The organism is Pseudomonas sp. JAI111 (assembly GCF_024809425.1).
Classification (GTDB): Bacteria; Pseudomonadota; Gammaproteobacteria; order Pseudomonadales; family Pseudomonadaceae; genus Aquipseudomonas.
On the sequence record NZ_JANUCB010000012.1, the window covers coordinates 211,835 to 237,998 of the forward strand.

The following is a 26,164-nucleotide window of genomic DNA, read 5'->3' on the forward strand; positions in this document are numbered from 1 at the left end:
ATATAGTTAATAGCGAAAAAGCATAGCCAAATGTTTGACGACCAAACGCGTCAACGTTACGCCTCGAATATTTTGAAAGTACGTCCAGACAGTTTTGGCGAGTGCGCCATCAGGTCCATGGAAGTCAACTGAACGTGACACCCGGAGAGTCTTCAATGAGCAGTGTTGTTGCCATCGTCAAAAGCATTGTTGGTCAGGTTTTCGCGGTGTCCCCAGAAGGCGTTCGTCGCGTACTCGTTGAAGGCGACCGGTTGTTTGTCGGCGATCAGGTAGACACTGGCGCGGCAGGCGCCGTGACGCTCGAACTGGCTGATGGCCGAACCCTGGACCTGGGCCGCGACACTCAGTGGAGCGCCAGCAGCCCGGACTCCAGCGCTGACCTGGCACAAGCCACAGCGCAGGCCGCACCCTCCGTTGAAGAATTGCAGCAAGCCATCGCGGCGGGCGCCGACCCGACTACCGACCTCGAAGCCACAGCAGCGGGCCCAGCGGCCGCCGGCACGGGCGGTGCAGTCGGTGGTGGCCACAGTTTTGTGATGCTGGATGCAACCGCTGGCCGGGTGGACCCGACCATTGGTTTCCCGACTGCGGGCCTCAACGCCGCGGCACAGGCGGCACAGAACACCACTGGCGGGCAAACGGCCAACGCCAACGCGGCGCGTGAGTCGACCTTGAGTCTGAGCGCCACGCCAACCATCACCGAGGCTGGCGGCGTACTTGTCTACACCGCGACCCTGAGCCAGGCGCCGCTGACTGACCTGAGCATCACCCTGTCCAATGGCTCGGTGATCGTGATCCAGGCCGGCCAGTTGACCGGCACCGTCAACGTCCCGCTCGCGCCAAACGACACTGTTTATAACGACGCCACCCAAATCGACGTGACCGTCACCGGCACCACGGGCGGCAATGGCATCGTAGTGACTGCGCCGACGACTCCGGCCGTAACCCAGGTTACCGACACCGTCGATACCACCACGGTCACCCTGAGCGCAGGCGCCAGCGTCACCGAAGGCGGCCAGATCACTTACACCGCGACGTTGACCAATCCGGCGCAGACGCCGGTGACTGTCACCCTCTCCAACGGTTCGACCATTACCATCGAAGCCGGCAAAACCACCGGCTCCGTGAACGTCGACACCCCGGCCAATGACGTTTATCAAAACGGCAGTGCCGTCAGCACCACGATCACCGGCGCTACCGGTGGCAACTTCGAGAACCTGGTGCCGAGCACTACGCCGGCGGTCACCACCATCACCGACTCAAAGGACGACACCGGCCTGAGCCTGTCGGCGTCCACCGAAGTGGCCGAGGGCGGTTCGATTGTTTACACCGCGAGCCTGACCAACCCGGCTGGCACGCCAGTCACCGTGACGCTGAGCAATGGCGCGGTGATCACCATCGCTGCCGGCGCCACCACCGGCAGCGTGAGCGTCCCGGCGCCGGCCGATGACGTCTATAAAGATGCCGGCAAGGTGGAAGTCAGCATCAAGGATGCCAGCGGCGGTAATTTTGAAAACCTGGTCACCAGCCCGGCAGCAGCCGTGACCGACGTCACCGACACGATCAACAGCTCGACCGTCAGCCTGACCGCGACATCCTCGGTCGCCGAAGGTGGCACCGTGGTGTACACCGCGTCCGTCACGGCGCCGGTGACCGATTCGCCAGTGGTGGTGACCTTGTCCAACGGCCAGACCATCACCATCCCGGTTGGCGCCAGCAGTGCCAGCGTCAATTTCGTTGCGCCAAACGATGCGTTGGCCGGTGGCGGTTCCCTGAGCGTCAAGATTGATGATGCCAAGGGCGGTAATTACGAGAAGCTGGACGTTGACGGCAAGTCGGCCACTACCTCCGTCACCGACACCCAAGACACCACCACCGTCAGCCTGAGCGCGACCGACTCCGTGGCCGAAGGCGGTTCCATCGTCTACACCGCGAGCCTGAGTAACGCCGCCGGCACGCCAGTGACCGTGACGCTGAGCAACGGCGCCGTGATCAACATCGCCGCTGGCGCAACGACGGGCTCCGTGACCGTAAAAGCCCCAGTCGATGACGTCTATAAAGACGCCGGTAAAGTCGAAGCGACCATCAAGGATGCCAGCGGTGGCAACTTTGAAAATCTGGTGCCGAGCACTGTTCCGGCTGTAACCGACGTCACCGACACGATCAACACCTCGACCGTCAGCCTGACCGCAACATCCTCGGTCGCCGAAGGCGGTACCGTGGTGTACACCGCGTCCGTCACTGCGCCGGTCACCGATTCGCCAGTGGTGGTGACCCTGTCCAACGGCCAGACCATCACCATCCCGGTTGGCGCCAGCAGTGCCAGCGTCAATTTCGTTGCGCCAAACGATGCGTTGGCCGGTGGCGGTTCCCTGAGCGTCAAGATTGATGATGCCAAGGGCGGTAATTACGAGAAGCTGGACGTTGACGGCAAGTCGGCCACTACCTCCGTCACCGACACCCAAGACACCACCACCGTCAGCCTGAGCGCGACCGACTCCGTGGCCGAAGGCGGTTCCATCGTCTACACCGCGAGCCTGAGTAACGCCGCCGGCACGCCAGTGACCGTGACGCTGAGCAACGGCGCCGTGATCAACATCGCCGCTGGCGCAACGACGGGCTCCGTGACCGTAAAAGCCCCAGTCGATGACGTCTATAAAGACGCCGGTAAAGTCGAAGCGACCATCAAGGATGCCAGCGGTGGCAACTTTGAAAATCTGGTGCCGAGCACTGTTCCGGCTGTAACCGACGTCACCGACACGATCAACACCTCGACCGTCAGCCTGACCGCAACATCCTCGGTCGCCGAAGGCGGCACCGTGGTGTACACCGCGTCCGTCACCGCGCCGGTCACCGATTCGCCAGTGGTGGTGACCCTGTCCAACGGCCAGACCATCACCATTCCGGTGGGTGCCAGCAGTGCCAGCGTCAATTTCGTTGCGCCGAACGATGCCCTCGCTGGAGGCGGCTCCCTAAGCGTCAAGATCGATGAAGCCAAGGGCGGTAATTACGAGAAGCTGGACGTCGACGGCAAGTCGGCCACTACCTCGGTCACCGACACCCAAGACACCACCACCGTCAGCCTGAGCGCGACCGACTCCGTGGCCGAAGGCGGTTCCATCGTCTACACCGCGAACCTGACCAACGCCGCTGGCACCCCGGTGACCGTCACCCTGAGCAACGGCGCGGTAATCAACATCGCCGCTGGCGCGACGACGGGCTCCGTCACCGTTAAAGCCCCGGCCGATGACGTCTACAAAGACGCCGGCAAGGTCGAAGCGACCATCAAGGATGCCACCGGTGGCAACTTTGAAAACCTGGTAAAGGACCCGGCTGCCGCTGTAACCAGCGTTACCGACACCCTCGACACCTCGACCGTCACCTTGACCGCCACCAGCAGCGTGGCCGAGGGCGGCACTGTGGTTTACACCGCCTCGGTGGGCGCACCCGTCACGGGTTCGCCGGTCATCGTGACTCTGGCCAACGGTCAGACCATTACCATCGACATTGGCAAAAGCAGCGGCACGGTCAATGCCGTTGTTTCCAACGACGTGCTCAGCGGTCACGCACCACTGACCAACTCGATCACCAACGTCAGCGGCGGCAACTACGAAAATCTGGTCGCCGATAAAACCCCGGTCAACACCAGTGTGACCGACACCGTCGACACCACCACCGTATCGCTGACCGCCACCGGCAACGTCAACGAGGGCGGAGCGATCACCTACACCGCGACCTTGAGCAACCCGGCCGGCACACCCGTCACAGTCACTTTGAGCAACGGCGCGACCATCACCATCGAGGCCGGTAAAACCACCGGCACGGTTAAAGTCGATGCGCCGAAGGACGACGTCTACAAAGACGCTGGCAAAGTTGAAGTCACCATCAAAGACACGTCCGGCGGCAACTTCGAGAACCTGGTGAAGAATCCGGCGCCGGCCGTGACCAACGTGGCCGACACCAACGACACCACACACCTGACCCTCAGCGCCGACAAATCGGTACTTGAAGGCTCGCACATCACCTACACCGCGACCCTGACCAACGCCGCGCAGACGCCGGTAACCGTGAAGTTGAGCAATGGCGAGACCATTACCATTGCCGCCGGCCAGACCAGCGGTTCGGTGACCATCGCGGCGCCGGGCGACGATGTCTACAAGGACGCCGGCAAGCTCACCGTGAAGATCACCGACGCCAGCGGTGGCAACTTCGAAAATCTCGACGTCAGCAAGACGTCGGTGACCACCGCTGTCAAAGACACGATCGACAGCACGTCCCTGTCCCTGTCGGCCAGCAACACCGTGAGCGAAGGTGGCCAGATCACCTACACCGCGACCCTGAGCAACCCGACGGACACGGCCATGACCGTGAAGCTGAGCAACGGCGCGGTAATCAACATCGCCGCCGGCGCCTCCAGCGGTTCGGTCAACTTCGCCGCCCCGGCGAATACTCCCTACGTGGATGGCGGCAAAGTCCAGGCAACGATTACCAGCCAGAGTGGCGGCAACTTCGAGAAAGTCGTCACCGATCATTCGCCAGCGGTCACCACCGTCACCGACTCTGCCGATACCACCGGCCTGAGCCTGAGCGCAACCGGTTCGGTCGCCGAGGGCGGTTCGATCGTCTATACCGCGACCCTGACCAATGCGGCCGGCAGCGCCATGACCGTGACGCTGAACAACGGCGCTGTAATCCACATCGCCAAAGGCGCCACCAGCGGTTCGGTGAACTACGCCGCGCCATCGGATGACGTCTACAAAGATGCCGGAAAGGTCGAAGCCAGCATCACCAAAACCACTGGTGGCAACTTCGAGAACCTGGTGGCCGACAAGACGCCAGCCGTCACCGACGTGACCGATACGATCAACAACAGCACCGTATCCCTGACCGCTACGGCCAGCACGGTCGAAGGCGGCGTGGTGGTTTACACCGCATCGGTCAACGCGCCCGTCACCGGCTCGCCGGTGGTTGTGACCTTGTCCAACGGCCAGACCATCACCATTCCGGTCGGTGCAAGCAGCGGCCATGTGAACTTCACCGCACCGAATGACGCCCTGGCTGGCGGCGGCTCCTTGAGCGTGAAGATCGACGGCACCACTGGCGGCAACTACGAAAATCTGGTGGCGAATCAAACCCCGGCGGTCACTTCGGTGGCCGATGTAAAAGACACCACCACCGTTAGCCTGACCGCCACCGATTCCGTGGCCGAAGGCGGTTCGATTGTCTACACCGCGAACCTGACCAACGCCGCTGGCACGCCAGTAACCGTAACGCTGAGCAACGGCGCGGTAATCAACATCGCTGCCGGCGCGACGACTGGCTCCGTGACCGTAAAAGCCCCAGCCGATGACGTCTACAAAGACGCCGGCAAGGTCGAAACGACCATCAAGGATGCCACCGGTGGCAACTTTGAAAACCTGGTGAAAGACCCGGCCGCCGCTGTAACCAGCGTTACCGACACCCTCGACACTTCGACCGTCAGCCTGACGGCGACGCCCACGGCTGCCGAAGGCGGTAACGTGGTGTACACCGCCTCCGTCAACGCGCCGGTCACTGGCAAAGACGTAATCGTCACGTTGGCCAATGGCGAAAAAATCACCATCGCGGTCGGTGAAAGCGCCGCTTCGATCACCGTCAAAGCACCGAACGATGCCTTGGTCGGCCACGAGCCGTTGACCAACTCCATCAAGGAAGTAACCGGCGGCAACTACGAGAATCTGGTCGCCGACAAGACTCCGACTTCAACCGCCATCAGCGACACTCCGGACACCACCAAAGTGACCATGACTGCCAGCGACTATGTGGTCGAAGGCGGCACCATCACTTACACCGTCAACCTCAGCAATGCCGCCGGCACTGACATGACGGTCAAACTGAGCAACGGCGAAAGCGTCGTGATAAAGGCTGGCGACAAGTCGGGTTCCATCACCATCCCGGCGCCGGCCGATGACGTCTACAAGGATGGCAGCAAGATCACCGTTGGCATCGCCAGCACTGACGGTGGCAACTTCGAGAAACTCGACGTCAGCAACACAACGCACACCACTACTGTCAACGACACAGTGGACACCACCACGCTGAAGCTCAGTTCCGATGTGAGCACTGTCGGCGAAGGTGGCCAGATCACCTACACCGCCACGTTGAGCAATCCGGCCGACACAGCGATGACCGTCACCCTGAACAACGGCCTGGTGATCAACATCAAGGCTGGCGAGTCCAGTGGTTCGGCGCTGTACACCGTGCCCAATGACGTCTACACCGGTGCTTCGCCGGTCAGGGCAGCGATTGCGGACAGCACTGGCGGCAACTTCGAAAAACTCGACACGGACCGCTCGGCTGTCGTTACCAAAGTGACCGACGTCGCCGACACCACCACGTTGAGCCTCACCGCCACCGACTCCGTGGCCGAAGGCGGTTCGATTGTCTACACCGCGAACCTGACCAACGCCGCTGGCACGCCAGTGACCGTGACCCTGAGCAACGGCGCGGTAATCAACATCGCTGCCGGCGCGACGACCGGCTCCGTGACCGTCAAGGCGCCAGCTGATGACGTCTACAAAGACGCCGGCAAGGTCGAAGCGACCATCAAGGAAGCGAGCGGCGGCAATTTCGAAAACCTGGTGAAAGACCCGTCTGCGGCGGTAACCAACGTAACCGACACCCTGGACACCTCGACCGTCAAACTCACTGCCACCGGCAGCGCGGCCGAAGGCGGCAACGTGGTGTACACCGCCTCCGTCACCGCGCCGGTGACTGGCAAAGACGTAATCGTCACGTTGGCTAATGGCGAAAAAATCACCATTGCGGTCGGTGAAAGCGCCGCTTCGATCACCGTCAAAGCACCGAACGATGCCTTGGTCGGCCACGAGCCGTTGACCAACTCCATCAAGGAAGTAACCGGCGGCAACTACGAGAACCTGGTCGCCGACAAAACTCCGGTCAGCACCACCGTGACCGATACGGTCGACACCACGACGCTGAGCCTGAGTGCGACCAATTCCGTGGCCGAAGGCGGTTCGATTGTCTACACCGCGAACCTGACCAATGCGGCCGGCACACCGGTGACCGTGACGCTGAGCAACGGCGCGGTGATCAACATCGCCGCTGGCGCGACGACCGGCTCCGTGACCGTCAAGGCGCCAGCTGATGACGTCTACAAAGACGCCGGCAAGGTCGAAGCGACCATCAAGGAAGCGAGCGGCGGCAATTTCGAAAACCTGGTGAAAGACCCGGCTGCTGCCGTGACCAACGTCACCGACACCCTCGACACCTCGACCGTCAAACTCACTGCCACCGGCAGCGCGGCCGAAGGCGGCGTCGTCACTTACACCGCCACCGTTGGTGCGCCTGTCACCGGTTCGCCCGTGACCGTGTCCTTGGCCAACGGCCAGACCATCACCATCGACATCGGCAAAACCACGGGCTTCATCACCACCCTGGCACCGAACGATGCGTTGACCGGTCATGCACCACTGACCAACTCGATCACCAACGTCAGCGGCGGCAACTACGAAAATCTGGTCGCCGACAAAACTCCGGTCAGCACCACCGTGACCGATACCATCGACACCACGACGGTCAGCCTGAGCGCTACCGGCTCGGTCGCTGAAGGTGGTTCGATTGTCTACACCGCGAACCTGACCAATGCCGCCGGCACTCCGGTGACCGTGACGTTGAGCAACGGCGCCGTGATCAACATTGAGGCGGGCAAAACCACCGGCTCCGTGACCGTTGATGCGCCTAAAGACGACCCCTACATCGACGCCGGCAAGGTCAGCGCCACAATCGCCACCGCCACGGGCGGCAACTTTGAGAACCTGGTTCCGAGCACCGTTGCCGCAGTGACCAACGTCACCGACACCCTCGACACCTCGACAGTGAAACTCACTGCCACCGGCAGCGCGGCCGAAGGCGGCGTCGTCACTTACACCGCCACCGTGGGTGCGCCTGTCACCGGTTCGCCAGTGACCGTGTCCTTGGCCAACGGCCAGACCATCACCATCGACATCGGCAAAACCACGGGTGTCATCACCACCCTGGCGCCGAACGATGCGTTGACCGGTCATGCACCACTGACCAACTCGATCACCAACGTCAGTGGCGGCAACTACGAAAACCTGGTCGCCGACAAATCTCCGGTCAGCACCAGCGTGACCGATACCATCGACACCACAACGGTCAGCCTGAGCGCTACCGGCTCGGTCGCTGAAGGTGGTTCGATTGTCTACACCGCGAACCTGACAAACGCCGCCGGCACGCCGGTGACCGTGACGTTGAGCAACGGCGCGGTGATCAACATCGCTGCCGGCGCGACGACCGGCTCGGTGACCTTCAAGGCGCCAGCCGATGACGTCTACAAAGACGCCGGCAAGGTCGAAACGACCATCAAGGAGGCCACGGGCGGTAACTTCGAGAACCTGGTCGCCGACAAAACCCCGGTCAGCACCACCGTGACCGATACCACCGACACCACGACGCTGAGCCTGAGTGCCACCGACTCCGTGGCCGAAGGCGGTTCGATTGTCTACACCGCGAACCTGACCAATGCGGCCGGCACCCCGGTCACTGTCACCCTAAGCAACGGCGCGGTGATCAACATCGCCGCTGGCGCGACGACCGGCTCCGTGACCGTCAAGGCGCCAGCCGATGACGTCTACAAAGACGCCGGCAAGGTCGAAACGACCATCAAGGAAGCGAGCGGCGGCAATTTCGAAAACCTGGTGAAAGACCCGGCTGCCGCAGTGACCAACGTCACCGACACCCTCGACACCTCGACCGTCAAACTCACTGCCACCGGCAGCGCGGCCGAAGGCGGCGTCGTCACTTACACCGCCACCGTCGGTGCACCCGTAACCGGTTCGCCAGTGACCGTGTCCTTGGCCAACGGCCAGACCATCACCATCGACATCGGCAAAACCACGGGCTTCGTCACCACCCTGGCGCCGAACGATGCGTTGACCGGTCACGCCCCACTGACCAACTCGATCACCAACGTCAGCGGCGGCAACTACGAAAACCTGGTCGCCGACAAAACTCCGGTCAGCACCACTGTGACCGATACCACCGACACCACCAACCTGTCGCTCAGCGCCAGCAACTCGGTGGCCGAGGGCGGCTCGATCATCTACACCGCGACCCTTACCAATGCCGCCGGGACGCCGGTGAGCGTGACGTTGAGCAACGGCGCCGTGATCCACATCGACGCGGGCAAAACCACCGGCACCGTGACCGTTGATGCGCCTAAAGACGACGCCTATATCGACGCCGGCAAGGTCAGCGCCACAATCGCCACCGCCACGGGTGGCAATTTTGAAAACCTGGTAAAAGACCCGGCTGCGGCAGTGACCAACGTCACCGACACCCTCGACAAGACCGAAGTCAGCATCACCGGCAGCACCTCGGTGATTGAAGGCCAGACCGCCAGCTACACCGTCAGCCTGACCAACCCGGCACAGACCGAAGTCACCCTGAAGATCACCTACAGCGGCACTGCGGCCGACGGTTCGGACTTCACCGGTGTTTACACCGTGAAGATTCCGGCCGGCGCCAGCACAGCGAATTTCAACGTCGCGACGCTGGACGACAGGATCACTGAAAGCACCGAAAACTTCGTGGTCAAGATCGACTCGGCCACCGGAGGCAACTTCGAGAACCTGGCGATCAGCGCGACCAATGGCAGCATCAGCACTGCAATCGTCGACAACGATGCGCCGCCGGTTCTCGACCTGGACGCCAATAATTCCAGCGGTGCCACCGGTGCCAATTACAACGTGACTTTCACCGAAGGCACCACGGGCCAAGGTGTGTCGATTGGCGACACCGATCTGAAAATCACCGACCCCGACAGCACCATGCTGACCGGCGCGACCATCGTGCTGACCAACCGTCAGCCGGGCGATGCGCTGAACCTGGGCAACAGCGTCAACGGCATCACCATCAATGCCAACAGCAAGGACGGCACCGTCACGCTGACGTTGTCCGGCAACGCGACGCTGGCCGACTACATGCAGCAGATCAAAAACATCAGCTTCACCAACAGCAGTGAAGACCCGAGCACCGTGCCGCGGATCATCACCGTGACGGTGACCGATGGCAGCAACTACTCCAACACCGCGACCACCACCGTCAACGTGGTGGCGGTGAACGATGCGCCGACCGCCGCACCGGTCAACGTCACCGGGACCGAAGACACACCGCTGATCCTCAACTGGTCGACCTTCGGCGTCAGTGACGTCGACAGTCCCGCTGCCAGCCTCGGCGTGAAAATCACCGGCCTGCCGGGCGAAGGCAAGTTGCAGTACCTGAATGGTTCGACCTGGACCGATGTCACGAACAACCAGACCTTGACCAAGGCGGACATCGACGCGGGTAAAGTGCGCTTCCTGCCGGATGCCAACGAATCCGGTGCAAATGGTTACGGCGGCACGGGCATGGGCAACAATCTGGCGGACTATGCGCAGATCAAGTTCCAGCCAACCGACGGCTCGGCGCTGGGCAACACTGGCACGATCAAAATCGACATCACCCCTGTGGCCGACGCGCCATCGCTGAGCGTTGCGGACAACAGCGTAAAATCCACCGGGTTGATCAAAGAGGTCTGGACTGGCCTGTCGGGTCTCGGCACCGATGGCAGCGGCGCGTCTTCGAGCACGCTGAAAAGTGTCATCGACGGCGCGGGCACACCTAACTCCAGCAGCACCGTCAGCAACGTGCAATCGAATGGCGACGTGGCCGTTGGCACCGCCTCGAAAACCTCCGGCCTGATCTACCTCGAAGCAGGCAAGACTTACACCTTTACCGGCACCGGCGATGACAGCCTGCTGGTGACCATCGGCGGCAAAAACGTGGCGGCCATCACATGGGGCGCGGGCGGCAACCTGAACGGCTCGTTCACCCCGACCACCAGCGGTTACTACACGCTGGACATCTACCACCACAACCAGAGCGGCCCGGGCAACTATGACGTCAACCTGTCGGTCAACGGCGGCGCGGCAGTCGACCTGAGCAGTGCCGGCGTGCCGCTGTACACCGGCGTGGCGGATCTGGCGGCTTCCGGCGTGACCGTCTCCGACCTGCACGGCACCAACGGTGAGGGTTACTACGACGGCTACAAACTCAACACCGGCGCCGAAGGCACCAGCGTTCACCTGACCGCGATCAAGACGGCCCTGACCGACACAGACGGTTCCGAAAGCCTGAGCGTGAAGATCGGCGGCATCCCGGCGGGTGCGGTTCTCACCGATGGCGCGGGCCACACGTTCACCGCGACGGCGACCTCCGGCGAAGCCAACGTCACCGGCTGGAACCTGGGCACCCTGACCGTGACCCCGCCGTCGTACTACAACGGCCAGTTCAATCTGACGGTGACCTCGACCTCCACCGAGGCCCTGGGCGGTTCGGCGCTGAGCACGGCGACGATCCCGGTCACAGTCTACCCGTCGGTCTACAACGCGATTACCGCCACCGCCGCCAACGACACCGTCACCGGCACTGACGGCAACGACATCATCGTCGCCGACATCGGCGGGCTGACCGTGGTGCCGGGCACCAACTACAACATCGCGTTCATGGTCGACAGTTCGGGCAGCATGAGTTCGTCGTCGATCAGCGCCGCCAAAGACTCGCTTACCTCGGTGTTCAACACGCTCAAGCAAAGCATGGGCGGCAACTCGGGCACGGTGAACATTTTCCTGGTGGACTTCGATACCCAAGTCAACAAATCGGTATCGGTCAACCTCAACGATCCGAATGCGCTGAACCTGCTCAAGTCGGTGCTGGACTCGATGTCGTCCGGCGGCGGTACCAACTACGAGGACGTGTTCAAGACCACGGCCAACTGGTTCCAGAGTGCCGACGCGGTGGCCAACACCGGGGCCAAGAACCTGACCTACTTCATCACCGATGGCCAGCCGACCTATTACCAGAGCGGCGAGCAGACCAACCCGACGCTGTACGGCAACGTGAAGCTCGATGACGTGGTGAAAACCAGCAATTACAAGCCGGGCGATGCGTTCTCCACGTACATCGACAGCACGCACATTCTGAACATCAACAGTTCGGGCACCGTGACGCTGCAAACCTACAATTCGTGGTGGGGCTGGAGCTCCAGCAACCTGGGCACCGTTCACGCTCAAGGCGACGGTACCTACGAGCTGTCCAGCCTGGCGGGCAGCGGCAACAGCTCCGGTTCGAATACCACCGACAATGCCAACAGCAGTTTCGCACTGCTGGGCAACCTGTCGAATGTCGAGGCCATCGGCCTGAACAAGGACGTCAGCCTCTCCGACCTGAAACCGTACGACACTGACAAGACGCCGCAAACCAACATCGATCCAAAAGACCTGGCCAACTCGATCATCGGCCACACCGAAGCGACGATGCCGGGCAACGACACTGTCAGCGGTGGCGATGGCAACGACATCCTGTTCGGCGACCTGGTGAGCTTCAACGGCATTTCCGGCGAGGGTTACCAGGCGATGCAGGCGTTCGTCGCGCAGCAGACCGGCGTCGACGTCAGCAAAGTCACCACCAGCAACGTGCACCAGTTCATCACCGAGCACTACACCGCGTTCGATGTGTCCGGCGCCCATGACGGCAATGACACGCTGTTGGGCGGTGCGGGCAATGACATTCTCTTCGGCTCGGGCGGTAACGACGTGCTCGACGGCGGCAAAGGCAATGACATTTTGCTCGGCGGCACGGGCAACGATTCGCTGATGGGTGGTCAGGGTAACGACATCCTGATTGGCGGTTCGGGCGCTGACACCTTCGTCTGGAAGGCTGGCGACACCGGGAACGACGTGATCAAGGACTTCAAGGCCAGCGAAGGTGACCGCATCGACCTGCGCGACTTGCTGCAAGGCGAAAGCGGCAGCACCATCGATAACTTCCTGAAGATCACCACGGTGGATGGCGTTTCGTCGTTGCAAGTCAGTTCCAGCGGCAAATTCAACTCGGGCGATGCGGCAGCCGCGACGCCGGATGTGACGATCAAACTGGACGGCAACAACTGGTCCAGTGCGAATATCCACTCGCTGATTGCCGGCAGCGACCCGACCATCAAAGTCGATCACAACAACAGCTGATCCAACGAAAAACGGCCGCCCTTATGGGGCGGCCGTCACGTTTGCGCCTATCCCCCGGGTGACGATTTCGTCGCCGCACCGCATACTCGCGTTCCAGTTGGCCTATGCTGCTGACAGCATGACGCTGGTCCATTTCTGAGGGATGCTCAATGTTCTACGTGCAACGCGATGCGCAGGGTCAGTTAGTGCGCGTGGAAGCCGCGGCCTACGCCGAGGCCACGGAAACGCTGCCGGCTGATAATCACGAGATTCAGGCCTGGTACGCCAACGAGGTGGTGGAATCGAGCCTCAAACAGCTCAAGCAGAGCGACCTGGAGATGATCCGGGTACTCGACGACTTGATCCAGGTGCTGACCAGCAAAGGCGTGATCCGCGTCACCGACCTGCCGGCCGCCGCCCAGGCCAAGCTTATGGACCGGACCCAGGCCCGTGAGGCGTTGGGTGGGTTGAGTCATTTGATTGATGATGAAGAGACTGGGTTGATCTAACTCTACACACTGATCGTTCCCACGCTCTGCGTGGGAATGCCTCCAGGGACGCTCCGCGTTCCGGCCTCGCCGCCTGCATTGCGCCTGGCAACGATGTGACGCAGAGCGTCACGGGCTGCATTCCCACGCAGAGCGTGGGAATGATCATAAAAATTTACTGCCAAGGCTTCGGCTCACCAAACAGCTGCCCCTGAACCCCATACAGTCCCATCTCCCGAATCACCAACAACTCCCCTTCGGTCTCTACCCGCTCGGCAATCAACGGCAGATCAATGCTGTGCGCCGCCCGCTGAATCGCCTCGATGAACAAGCGCTTGTCACTCTCCTGATCAATCGCGCGGATGTAACTGCCATCGATTTTCAAGTACGCCAGGCCCAGTCGAGCCAGGTTGCCAATCATGCTGAAGCGCCCGCCAAAACGTTGCAGGCTCAATGAGAACCCAAGCTCACGCAGACGCCGCGTCAGATCTTCCAGCATTGCTTGCTCAGGCAGTTGTTCCTCGCCGATTTCCAGGGTCAGTCGCGGGCCGAGATCGGAGTGAATACGCAAAATCTCGAAGATTTTGCTCAACGCCTGCGGGTCGGCCAACGTCGCCGAAGACAAGTTCAGCGCCAGAGACTGTTCATGCTCGGCCATTTGCTCGAGCACCAGCTCCAACATCAGCCGATCCAGCCGCGCGGTCCAGCCAAACCGCTCCAGCCACGGCAGGAAGCGTCCAGCGGGAATGGCCTGGCCCTCGGCGTCGATCAACCGCGACAACACCTTGTAATGCAGCACCAGTTGCGTGTCCTGACTGGCCACCACCGGCTGGAAATACAATTGGAAGCGATGATGATTCAACGCCTGATCCAGCAAGGTGTGCCAGGCGTGATGGTCATCACCGACACTGGCCGAAGCACTGTGATCAAGGCACGCCCAGCTCTGCTCACCTTGCCCTTCGGCCTGGGCCAATGCCTGATCGCCCAGGCTCAACACGGCTTGCGGCGAGTCGCCGTGAACAAACGGTGCGAGCCCGATCGAGGCCACTGAAGCCACGTCGGTGGCGCCTGTCGCATGCAGGCTCGCCAAGGCGCTGTCGAGGTTCTGCGCCAGTTGCAGCGCTTCTTCACGCACCAGCCCTGGCGCCAACACGGCAAATTCGCCACCACGGATCCGCGTGACGAGGTTCTGCGTTTCAGGGTACTTGGCGCACTCACGGGACAGTTGCTCGCCCACCGCTTGCAACAATTGATCTGTGCGCTGACCACCCAGCCGCTGGTTCAAACCCGCCAGGTCCTTGACTCGCAACAGCAGCAGATAACCGGAACTTGCCTGTTCCGGGTTGCTGACCCGGGCATTCAATTGCATCTCGAAATAACGCCGGTTGGCCAGGCCCGTGAGGTTGTCCTGATAGGACTCGACACGCAGTTTTTCACTACGTTCGGCCTGTTCCTGGAACAGCGCCTTGAGCTTCTCGACCATCTGATTCATGGCTTGCACCACACGTCGCAACTCAGGCGTGCGTGGCAGCTCCGGCAGACTGAGGAATTCTCGGCGAGCGATGGCGTGGGATTGCTTGACCATGTAATCCAGCGGCTTGAGTTGTCGACGCAACAGCAACGCACCCAACACCGCACTCACAGCGCCGCAAATCAGCAACCAGCCGAGGCTGCCCAACGCGCTCTGCCATAGTTTGGCCAACGCGAACATCGGGTGGCTGACCACCTCGACCCGCGCCGCCTGTTCCCAACCGCGGCTGACAATCGCATCGCCACCGGCCGGTTCCAGGCCGATCATTTTGACGAACCAGTCCGGCACATTGTTGACCGCCGGAATGCCGCTGCGCTCGACGATGGTTTTGTCGTTGGACAAATCGACCACACGGATGCTCGCGTAATAGCCGCTGTCGAAGATCGAACTGACCAACAACTCGACCATCGCCGGGTCATCGATATTCGGCGTAAGGGACAGCGCCAACGCCGTCGCGGCGTCCTGGGCGTGAGAGCGCAACTGGTTGACGTACTGGGTACGCGAGCTTTCCAGGCTGACCACGAAGCTGCCGGTGAAGGCGACCACCAGGAACAGACAGATAGCGATCAACAGCTGTTTGAACAAAGACATCTGAGCGCGTGCTCCTAGTTAGTCGTCTCGACCGGGAAACCTTCGGCCTGCATTTTCTTCAGTACGTCCTGCCAACGAGACAGGCGTTTGGTATCACCGACCTTTTTGTTGCCCTTGGCACCCGGCAGCCACAATCCTTCGGCATTGAAAGAGTAGACCGGCAACAAATCGGTTCGCTGGTTGGCCGGCTTGATCGCGTCAATCAAGCTGTCGAGCACCAGCGGCATGGCCTCTGGGCTCGAGTAATAGGTCAATACCATGTGCGCTCGGTTCAAACGCAACGCCTTGACGTAGGTGATGCGCAGCTTGTCACTGGACACACCGAGATGGCGCAGGCTGAAATACTTGGCAATGGCGTAGTCTTCGCAGTCGCCGGCGCCTTTCCACAAGGCTTCGATGGGCGTTTCCCAATAGTCGACTTCATGCCACAGATCGATGTCCTCGACGTAACGCACCTGTTTATTGAAGAACTGGTTCACCACGTTGAGCTGCTCCAGCTCATTGACCTGCTTTTGCGTCGCCAGCAAATGCTGCCAGGCGTCGATGCGTTGCTGCCCTTCGCCCAAGGGCCCGTACAATGCCTGCGCGCGACGGCTGATCAGCGAGAAATCCCAATCGGCATGCAACCCGCCCAGCATGACGCCGGCCAGCAGCAAGGCGCAGCACAGCCAGCGTAAGGTCCGAGGGATCGCGAAACGTACCGCCAATGCGAGGCATCCAGATCAGGCAGATGGAATTCGTTTGATGGTGAAGGTTAGCCCGGTAAAAGACAATGGCACCGTGCAATCACTGGTGACGCGCTAAACTTTGAATGGTGAATGACATAATAAGTGGCAGGCTTCGATCCCCGGATCGTTTGACAACCTGACAAGCAGTCACTAGTGTCCATTTGGATCCAAATATTTCAGTCAAACAGGGTGCGTAGTAGTGACACAGAAGCCCAACCCGCTCAGCAGTATCAAGGTCAACGGGCCGATTCCCGCTCATTTGGCACGCTCGGTGATCGAAGAAACCCTGCGTTCGGCCATTCTCGACGGTCGCATTCCGTGCGGCACTGCGTTGCGCCAGCAGGATCTGGCCGACCTGTTCGGTGTCAGCCGCATGCCGGTGCGCGAAGCCTTGCGCCAACTCGAAGCCCAGTCGTTGCTCAACGTCATCGCGCATAAAGGTGCCGTCGTCGCGCCGCTGGTTCAGGGTGACGCCGTCGAAACTTATGCGTTGCGGATTCTGTTGGAGTCCGAAGCAATGCGGTTATCGATTCCCTTACTCGACGCCACGGATCTCGAAGAAGCTGCGCGCTATATCGATAGCCTCGAGACAGAAAACGACTACACCGAAATCGGTCGGCTCAATCGCCTCTTCCACATGGCGCTTTACAGCAAGGCGCCTAACCGCCGTCTGTTGAGACTGGTCGAAGACGGGTTGAACGAGGAAGAGCGCTTCCTGCGCTTTAACCTGGAAGCCATGGGCCTGGGCAAACTGTCCCAGGAAGATCACCGAGCGCTGTTGTTGGCCGTCGAAAATCGTGACGTCGAACGCGCGGTAAAGCTGCTCGAACATCACCTCAATCGCGGTGTGGAGGTCATCACGCGTTACCTCAACAGCCCCGAGGCGCAGAGCAGGAAAACCAACCGCTAATCTCGGCGGTCAATGAGACAGGGCAAATCCCTGAGCTTGTTTCATTGACCGCCATTCAACCTGATGAAGCCTCGACAAATCCTCTTACACATCCTCCGGCGTCCTGCCGAACCGCTGTAGCGACCGCACTTCCTGTGGCCAAGGCCCTTTCGCCGAACGACTTCCCTCCAGCCCATTCATTGCACCGGTTAATGACAACCCGGTGATAGCGGCTGCCTTGATTTACGCTCACTCTTGGGCTGCCAACAAATAAAGAACGGGCGACGCTCCGCATCCTGCGAAGCAGTCCCCGCACCAAGAACCTACGGAAGGAGTCTTGTCACGGGAAAGGAAGAACCGGCGTCGATCCCAGCCAACTTCCACCCCCTTAAGTCATCTAAACGACACCTTTAGAAAGTTGCTTCGAGTGAGGCATTCACTCTTTACCTGAATTTTGACTTTTATTAGTCGAAAGGAGCAACTACGCCCAAATAAAACAACTAACAAATGTTTTATCGGGACTTGTCGCGCGCAAGAAAATATAACTTCCAAATAATATAAAAATAACTTGCCGGGAACTTTATTCATGTATTAGTTTTTCTCCGCCCCCTTCCGAATATGGGTGCTAAACGCCTTTACCTGGCGCCTTACTTTCAACGCAAACTCATCAATTAACTTGAGGCATTCGCTCGCCAACAGAAAACTTTAAACGACTGTCACTTAATGATCAAAGCACCCCCTATCGGCATTTCAGATCAACTATAGGCTCGCTCATGAAAACGCATAAAGACCGCCTCAACCAAAAGAAAGCAGAACTTAGTGCGCACCCGATATTCGCTGAAATACATTCACTGTCGGTACTTCAACGCTTCATGGAAACCCATGTTTTTGCGGTGTGGGATTTCATGTCGCTGACCAAACGTCTGCAACAGGAATTGACCTGCGTTCAACTGCCCTGGTTGCCGCCGCGAGACCCGCAGGCTGCGCGCCTGATCAACGAGATTGTGCTCGGTGAAGAGTCCGATGATCGTCCGGCCCACGGTCATTACAGCCATTTCGAGTTGTACCTGGATGCAATGCGCGAAGTCGGTGCCAGTACGGTCGCGGTCGAACGGTTTGTGGCGTTGCAACAAGAAGGTGTGAGTTACGACGTGGCGTTGCAAAGCGTTGACGTTGATCCGGCGGCTGCGCAGTTCGTGCGCCATACCTTGCACACCGCGCTGCATGCACCGGGGCATAGCGTGGCGGCGGCGTTTCTGCACGGTCGTGAGAGTGTCATTCCACACATGTTCCAGCGGATCCTCGATGACTGGGGCATCGGCATCGAGCAGGCGCCGACCTTCCGTTACTACCTGGAACGGCACATCGAGGTCGATTCCGAAGACCACGGCCCGGCCGCGGAGAAGCTGCTGGCACGACTGGTCGATGGTGATCCGCAACGCGAGGCCGATGTCTACGCCAGCGCGATTGCCGCCGTAGAGAGCCGCATCGCCCTGTGGGACGGCTTGCGCCAGAGCATGAGCGAACCGGTTGCCGAGGTGAACGCATGAACGCCGCTGACTACCAATCCTTCGCCGACGCCTGGGAGAGCCGCGCGACCATCCGCACCCGTCCCCGGCGCGTGCTGGAGAACGATGACAAGTTGATCTATCCCTTGAGTCGCCAACCGCTGGTGCTGAGCGAAACCTTCCTGCGCGAATGCCCGGAGCAACGCGACTTCGCACTGGTGCAGACGCTCTACAAATTCATCAACGACGTGGTGATTTTCGAGACCGAGATCGTCGACAAGACCGCACGTAGCATCGCAAAGAACCGCTTCGCCCTAACGTTCCCGTTCGCCTGTCGCTATGACGCCATGACCGTGGTGGTGGACGAGGATTACCACGCGCTCGTGGCCATGGATTTCATGCAGCAGACCGTCGCCATGACCGGTATCACGCCGATCGAATTGCCCGATGAAATCGAATTGAGCCGAGCGATACCGGCGGCCGTGGCCCTCGCACCCGAGCACCTGCGCAGTGCCGTGGAACTGATTTGCGTGGCCATCGCAGAGAACACTGTGACCGGTGATGTCGCCGCGTTCGCCAAGGACGACACGGTCAAGCAATCGATCAAAGGCCTGATGGCCGACCACTTGCTCGACGAAGGTCGCCACTCCGGATTCTGGTCGCGGATGGTGCGCATCTACTGGCACACCGCGAGCGAAGACGACCGCCAACGCATCGCGCAAATCCTGCCGGTGTTCATCGCGCATTACCTGACCAACGACATCCAGAAGTCCTTCGATTTTCGTCTGATCGACTCGTTGCAGATCAGCGATGCCGCGCGTCGTGCACTCAAGAGCGAAGTCTCGGGACTGGCCTTCCCGATCAATCGCCATCACCCGCTGGTCGCCAATATCGTGCGGTTCTTCCGCAGCAGTTCGCTGCTCGATTCGCCGTGCGTGCAAGACGCCCTCAGCGACTACCTGGTTTAACGAGGAGAACATCATGAGACGTCTCGACATTCTGCTCATTGGGCAAAGCCAGGCCTTGACCGACCTGGCGCTGGAACTTGAACAACAGGGTCATTTGCTGGTGCGGCTTGAGGCGTTCGAAGGGACGCCATCGTTTGATTTGCTGATCGACGATGCCAGCCAGGCGTTTACAGTCTTGGGCGATACGCCACGTCTCACCCTGCAACTGGGCGTCGGCAAGCCAGGCATCACCGGGCTGGCGCCGATGGACTTGCTATGCACGCACGGAGGCAGGCTGTTCACTCGTGTGCCGATTGCCGATGAGCCGTCGGGTAACGGCCAGGCATTGCGCCTCAAAGCGGTGGCGGAACTGGTGGATCATGTCGCGCTGCTGGTCAGTCGGTTCTCCCGGGACGCCGAGTATTTTCTGCAGGCCGAAACGGCCGCTTCCGCTCACTTCGAGCATGTGGAAAACCTGTTGTTTCTAGAGCACCTGGCTTTCGTTCATCAATTCAACAACACCGCTCAACCCGCGCTGCTGCAACTCGCGCGGATTCCGATGATCGAGCGCCTCGAGCAACGCTTCATCGAGTCGCCCGAACGACCTGCGCTGAACATCGCTGGCACGTCCTTGAGCTATCGGCAATTGCACGCCCATAGCCGCGCGATCCAGCAGCGATTGCTGCCATTGCTCGCTCAACATCAGGGGCCGTTGGTCATCGGGATTTGCCTGCCCAAATGCACGGCTTTGTATGCTGGGATTCTGGCGATTCTGGGCAGCGGTGCGGTGTATTTGCCGTTGGAGCCAAGCCACCCGTTGCAACGTCAGCAATACATTCTTTCGAACGCCGGGGCCGTGTTGTTGCTGCATGACGGCCAACATCCGCTGGCCGATGAAATGCCAGCGCTGGACATCAGCCAAATCGACGCTGATGACGTCGACCTCGGCCAATCCTTGATGCGCCAGAGACCTGATCTCGATGCACCGTGCATGGCGCTTTATACGTCGGGCACCACCGGGCATCCCAAAGGCGTATTGCTCAGCCAGGCCAACCTCGCGCACTTCACCGCGTGGTACGCCGACTATGTGCAACTGACTGAACAAAGCCGGGCGCTGCAGTTTTCATCGCTGAGTTTCGACTCGTCGCTGATCGATATTTTCCCGACCTTGCTTCAGGGCGCCGAGCTGATCGTGCCCAGCGATGATCAGCGCCGCGATCCCTTGCAACTGGTTGAACTGATCCGTCATCAGCGGCTGAGCCATGCGTTCCTGCCGCCGGCGCTGCTGAGCATTCTGCCGCTGGAGCAACTGCAGGTCCTGGATCATGTGATGACCGGTGGCGATGTCTGCGAACCCTATGTCATCGAGCAGCTCACCCGCCAGGGCAACCTCTACAACCTCTATGGTCCGACCGAAGCGACGGTGCTGATCACGGCGCGACAGCTGCGCAATGGCGACAGCAACCGCACCCTTGGCGTGCCGATTGCCAACAGTCAGGTGCTGATTCTGGATGAGGCCTTTCAACCCGTGACCGAGCAGACCGTCGGCGAGTTGTACATCGTCGGGCCGGGGGTGTGCCTGGGCTATCTGAACAATCCGCAGCAGACCGCCGAGCGCTATCTGAACCTGAGTCTGCCTGACGGCCAGACCCTGCGCGCCTACCGCACCGGCGACATGGCGAAGTGGACCACCGACGGCATCGAACTGTGCGGACGGCGGGACAACCAGGTAAAGATTCGCGGCTTTCGGGTCGAGCCGGAGGAGATCGAACGCTGCCTGCGCGACAGTCAGTTGTACCGCCAGGTGGCTGTGGTAATCGACAGTCAGCGACGCATTCTGGCTTTCCTGGCGCAGCCACAGGAGAAGCAACCGGGTGCTGCTCGCGAAGCCTTGAGGGCTCACGCGATGCAGTTTTTGCCCGACTACATGCAGCCCGGCGCCTGGACCGAACTGACCAGCATGCCGTTCGCCAGCAACGGCAAGGTCGATCGCAAAGCGCTACTGACCCTGCCGGTGAATGTTTGCGAAAACACGGTGCGACGCCTCCCGGCCAGCGCCGATGAAGCACTCTTGCTTGAGATCTGGGCCGAGTTGCTGGAGCTGCCACCCAGTGATATTTCGACCGACGAAAGCTTCTTCAATCTGGGCGGCCACTCGATTCTGTTGTCACGGATGCTGCTGCGATTGCGTGAGGAATTCGGCCGCAGTATCTCGATCAACCGCTTTATCGAATTACCGACCATTGCGAAATTGGCGACCCTGGTCCGTGGCTCGGGCACCGAGGAAGTGCTGAGTGCGCAAGCGCTGGCAGATGCTTTTCGTGAGCTGGATATTCAGCCCCTGCCAATCAGCCGCATGGGCGATGTGCACAAGGTGATCGTCACGGGCGCCAACAGTTTTGTCGGTGTGCATATCGTCGAGGCGTTGTTGGCGTGGGGGGCGAGTGAAGTGGCGTGCCTGGTGCGTGATGGCGGCGGGCAATCGGCGGCTGAGCGTTTCGCTCAAGCGTTGCGCGAAAACCGTCTGGAGCATCTGGACCTGAGTCGGGTGCAGGTTTACGCGGCGGATATTACGCGTCCGTCACTGGGGCTCGAACCGGCCATTTACGAGCGTTTGGATCGAGAGTTCGGCGCGTTGGTGCACAACGCCGCCAACGTCAATCACGTACTCGATTACGAGTCGCTGGCGCGAGACAACGTCGAGCCGATTTTCGAGTGCTTGCGTCTGTGCGAGGGGCGCAGCAAGAAAATCTTCAACTTCGTCTCCACGCTGTCGGCCTCCAGCACGATTGCCGACGATGGCCGGGTGCTGGAACTGCCCGCCGCACAGACCCCGCCGATCTACATCAAGAATGGCTACAACCTGTCGAAATGGGTCGGTGAACGGATCCTCGAACGAGCCCGCGAGCGCGGGGTGCGGGTCAATCTTTACCGACCGGGGAACATCAGTTTCAACAGCCTCACCGGCGTCTGTCAGCCGCACAAGAACCGCTTGATGCTGATGCTCAAGGGATCGATTCAACTCGGTCAGGTGCCGGAGTTCGCGCTGAATTTCGACCTGATGCCGGTGGACTTTCTGGCCCGGTTCATCGCCTTCCATGCCAGCCGCTATCAGGCCGAAAAAGCCGTGTTCAACCTGCACAACCCCGAGCCCCTGAGTTGGGACGACTACGTTGCCTCATTCCGTGATGCCGGCCGGGAATTCGCCATGGTCAGTGTCGCTGACTGGCAGCAGCAACTCGGTCGGGTCGACAGCGACAACGCGCTGTTCGGCGTGCTCGGGTTCTACCTCAACGGCTTCGAGGAAGACATCGGCGACATCTCGATGATCGGCCACGACAACGCCCAGGCCGGCGTACGACAGATGGGCGCGCATTACCCGGAAAAATCCCCGGCATTGCTGCGCCGTGGCTGCGACTACCTGAAAGAAATCAACTTCATCTGATTCATTCAAACCCAATGGAGCAAGACCATGAGCACTCTGCAACCCGATACCCTGATCAAAAACCCTCACGGCTGCCACGTCGTATCTTCTGTGGAGGTGCCGACGGATGCCGCAAAAGTCTGGGCGGTGGTCGGCAACTTTGCCGGCTTCGACAAATTCATTCCTGCGCTCTCGCATATCGAGATGACAGGAGAAGGCGTGTCGTCGCTGCGCAAGAAATTCTTCAAGGATGGCAACCTGGTGGTCGAGCAGCTTAATTCACGCGATGACCAGGCGCTGAGCATGACGTGGACCACGATCTACAACACGTTGGGCGTGGCCAATTTGTGGGCGGCGATGAGTGTAGAACCGCTGGGTGCGGGCAAGTCGCGGGCGACCTGGACCATCATTGCCGAGCCGGCGCAGGGCGGCGCCGAGGCCTTGCCGGGATTCAAGGATTTTGTGCAGGGGTTTGCCGATGATGCGATGAATAATGTGTTGAAGCTATTTGCGTAGGGCTTTCGTCTGGCGGTGATTGTGCTACCGCCATCGCGGTCAAGCCCGCTCCCACAGGTTAACCGGGTTCCTTCTGAAGGAGTGCGGTCAAGTGTGGGAGCGAGCCTGCTCGCGATGAACGATAACGCGGTCTGACCTGAATCAGATCTTGAAGCTATCCACCAGCTGCTTCAACCGGTTCGCCTGCAACGACAATGCATCGCAATCCTTCAATGTTTCATTGAGGTTCGCCACGCTCTGCTGGTTCAGCAGGTTGATCTGATTGACATCAACGTTGAGGGTTTCCACGACTGCCGTCTGTTCTTCGGTCGCGGCTGCCACCGACTGGTTCATCCCGTCGATTTCGCCAATGCGCTGGGTAACACTCACCAATCGCAGACCGGCCTGATTCGCCACTTCGACAGTCTCTTCACTGGAGACCTGGCTCGCATTCATGGTCGTCACCGCTTCGCGGGAGCCGATCTGCAGCGAGGTGATCATCTTGTGGATCTCTTCCGCCGATTCTTGCGTGCGATGCGCCAGGTTGCGCACTTCGTCCGCCACCACCGCAAAACCGCGACCGGCTTCACCGGCTCGAGCCGCTTCGATGGCCGCGTTGAGCGCCAGCAAATTGGTCTGCTGGGAAATACCTTTGATCACATCCAGAATGTGCCCGATGTTATCGGTGCTGGCATTCAGGGTTTCGATCTGGGTGCAGGACAGGCTGATTTTTTGCGACAGCTCGGTCATGGCCAGAATGGTTTTTTCCACCACCTGACGACCGTCATCGGCCTGCTCGCTTGCGCCGCTGGCGTGCTGGGAAGCGTCCGCGGCGTTACGGGCGATTTCCTGAGTAGCGGCGCCCAACTGATTAATTGCGGCGGCCACGCTGTTGGTGCGAGCGCTTTGTTCGTCGGAGCCGACGATTGAGGCGTTGGACGAGGCCATTACACGCTGGGACAGGTCATGAACCTGCCGGGTCGCCGAGGACACTTCGGAAATCGAGGCGTGAATCCTTTCTACGAACTGATTGAAAGAACCGCCCAGCTCGCCAAACTCGTCTTTGCTTTCCACGGACAGACGACGGGTCAAGTCACCCTCGCCCTGGGCGATGTCCTGCATCGCACGGCCCATGGTAGTCAGTGGGCGCATCAACACATTGATCAGCAGGCTTAGGAGCACTGCAATAACGCTGACGGCGATAAACATCGCGATCAACGCCGAGGTGCGGAATTGACTCAGCGGTGCGTAGGCTTTGTCCTTATCGATCGACAGACCAATGTACCACTCGGCATTCGGCAAACCGCTGACCGGAGTGAACGAAAGGATGCGGTCCTGCTTGTTCAGGGTGACGTCCTGATTGCCCTTCTCGATGCGCACACCGGCGTTCGGATAGATGTCCTTGAGGTTTTTCATCACTTGGTCTTTGTCCGGGCTGACGATTACTTGCCCGTCGGCGCTGACCAGGAACGCATGGCCGATGCCACCGAAGTCTACCGAATTGATGATCTTCACCAAGGTTTCCAGGCTTAGATCACCACCGACCACCCCGAGCAATTCTCCATTCTTCTTCACCGGCATGGCGATGGTGACCACCAGGCCACCGACAGCTGCCATATAGGGCGGAGTCAGCATGGTCTTGTCGGCAGCTACAGCTTGTTTGTACCAAGGGCGCTGACGCGGATCGTAACCGTCCGGCATCTTCGCATCGGGACGCTGAGTGAATACACCATTGGCCTGGCCAACGTAGGTGAATTGGAAGTTGGAAGTGAAAGCCGGTTGATCGACCAAACCCGGAAGGTCAGCGTTGGCGCCTTGATGAGCGACGTTTTGCGCGAGGTTTTCCAGGACCAGTACACGCCCACTCATCCAGTTCTGCACGCTGCTGGCAGTCAGGTCGCCGGCTTGCTGGACGGACGATTCGAGGTTCTGCCGGATCGTGTTTCGCTGCAGATAGTCGTTGTACAAAGTGAACAACGCAAACGCCAGCACCACGACGCCAGAGGCGGCCAGAAGGATTTTATGGCTGAATTTGAGATTCATTTCATGGGACTTCTATGCAAAAAGTGGGGATGCGTTCCAGGTGCAACATTCCATGTAACAGCGCAGACGGCGCTCTTCGACCGCTCTACTTTGGTGCACGCATGTCTCATCAGTCTTTCGGCACAAACCCGGGAATACTTAGCGGTTTAAATGAAATGCCCGGTATTCCCGCTGAACGGCGTGCTAGAGCGGCGCAGACGTAACCGCTGGCACTTGAAAGGGTCGAGGACAGTTCTGGTGCCACAAGGTGTCGGCTCGCAGAGTTCCTGAGTGTGGTGAGGGTAGGCGGGGTCGGCGTTTTTTACGGACGCCAGAAAGACAAAACCCCTGTCTGCGTTAGCAGACAGGGGTTTTGGAATTGATCTTGACGATGACCTACTCTCACATGGGGAAACCCCACACTACCATCGGCGATGCATCGTTTCACTGCTGAGTTCGGGATGGGATCAGGTGGTT

10 protein-coding genes and 1 rRNA gene are annotated in these 26,164 nt (G+C 60.0%); 7 read left to right on the forward strand and 4 right to left on the reverse strand.

Features of this window, described 5'->3' with window-relative positions:
• The first annotated feature begins 155 nt into the window (after positions 1-155).
• Together HNR03_RS28730 and HNR03_RS28735 are read left to right on the forward strand one after the other, a co-directional pair.
• Positions 156-13,085, forward strand: a complete 12,930-nt coding sequence (locus HNR03_RS28730) for a retention module-containing protein (RefSeq protein WP_259157488.1) — start codon at positions 156-158, stop codon at positions 13,083-13,085.
• 149 nt (positions 13,086-13,234) lie between these two features.
• On the forward strand, positions 13,235-13,573 hold the full coding sequence (locus HNR03_RS28735) for a tryptophan synthase subunit beta (protein ID WP_259157489.1): 339 nt from the start codon (positions 13,235-13,237) through the stop codon (positions 13,571-13,573).
• Between the two features lie 154 nt (positions 13,574-13,727).
• Here HNR03_RS28735 and lapD read toward each other — a convergent pair whose 3' ends face one another.
• Complete coding sequence (lapD, locus tag HNR03_RS28740; protein ID WP_259157490.1) at positions 13,728-15,674, reverse strand: cyclic di-GMP receptor LapD; 1,947 nt, start codon at positions 15,672-15,674, stop codon at positions 13,728-13,730.
• 14 nt (positions 15,675-15,688) lie between these two features.
• Entirely contained in the window at positions 15,689-16,381 is a 693-nt protein-coding gene (lapG, locus tag HNR03_RS28745; RefSeq protein WP_222589249.1) for a cysteine protease LapG, read from the reverse strand.
• 220 nt (positions 16,382-16,601) lie between these two features.
• Here lapG and HNR03_RS28750 point away from each other — a divergent pair, with 220 nt between their 5' ends.
• From HNR03_RS28750 to HNR03_RS28770, 5 genes are all read left to right on the forward strand, one after another.
• On the forward strand, positions 16,602-17,312 hold the full coding sequence (locus tag HNR03_RS28750) for a GntR family transcriptional regulator (protein WP_259157493.1): 711 nt from the start codon (positions 16,602-16,604) through the stop codon (positions 17,310-17,312).
• A gap of 752 nt (positions 17,313-18,064) precedes the next feature.
• Complete coding sequence (locus tag HNR03_RS28755; RefSeq protein ID WP_222589247.1) at positions 18,065-18,841, forward strand: DUF3050 domain-containing protein; 777 nt, start codon at positions 18,065-18,067, stop codon at positions 18,839-18,841.
• Positions 18,838-19,767: a diiron oxygenase gene (locus HNR03_RS28760; RefSeq protein WP_222589246.1), complete on the forward strand. Its 930-nt coding sequence runs from the start codon at positions 18,838-18,840 to the stop codon at positions 19,765-19,767. The genes HNR03_RS28755 and HNR03_RS28760 overlap by 4 nt, the downstream gene beginning before the upstream one ends.
• 13 nt (positions 19,768-19,780) lie before the next feature.
• Positions 19,781-23,191: a non-ribosomal peptide synthetase gene (locus HNR03_RS28765; protein WP_259157494.1), complete on the forward strand. Its 3,411-nt coding sequence runs from the start codon at positions 19,781-19,783 to the stop codon at positions 23,189-23,191.
• A 27-nt stretch (positions 23,192-23,218) separates the two neighbouring features.
• Positions 23,219-23,686, forward strand: a complete 468-nt coding sequence (locus HNR03_RS28770; RefSeq protein ID WP_222589244.1) for an SRPBCC family protein — start codon at positions 23,219-23,221, stop codon at positions 23,684-23,686.
• A gap of 141 nt (positions 23,687-23,827) precedes the next feature.
• On the opposite strand, the gene HNR03_RS28775 is transcribed toward HNR03_RS28770, so the two are convergent.
• Together HNR03_RS28775 and rrf are read right to left on the reverse strand one after the other, a co-directional pair.
• Complete coding sequence (locus HNR03_RS28775; RefSeq protein ID WP_222589243.1) at positions 23,828-25,708, reverse strand: methyl-accepting chemotaxis protein; 1,881 nt, start codon at positions 25,706-25,708, stop codon at positions 23,828-23,830.
• A gap of 362 nt (positions 25,709-26,070) precedes the next feature.
• Positions 26,071-26,164, reverse strand: a 5S ribosomal RNA gene (rrf, locus tag HNR03_RS28780); the annotation flags it as partial.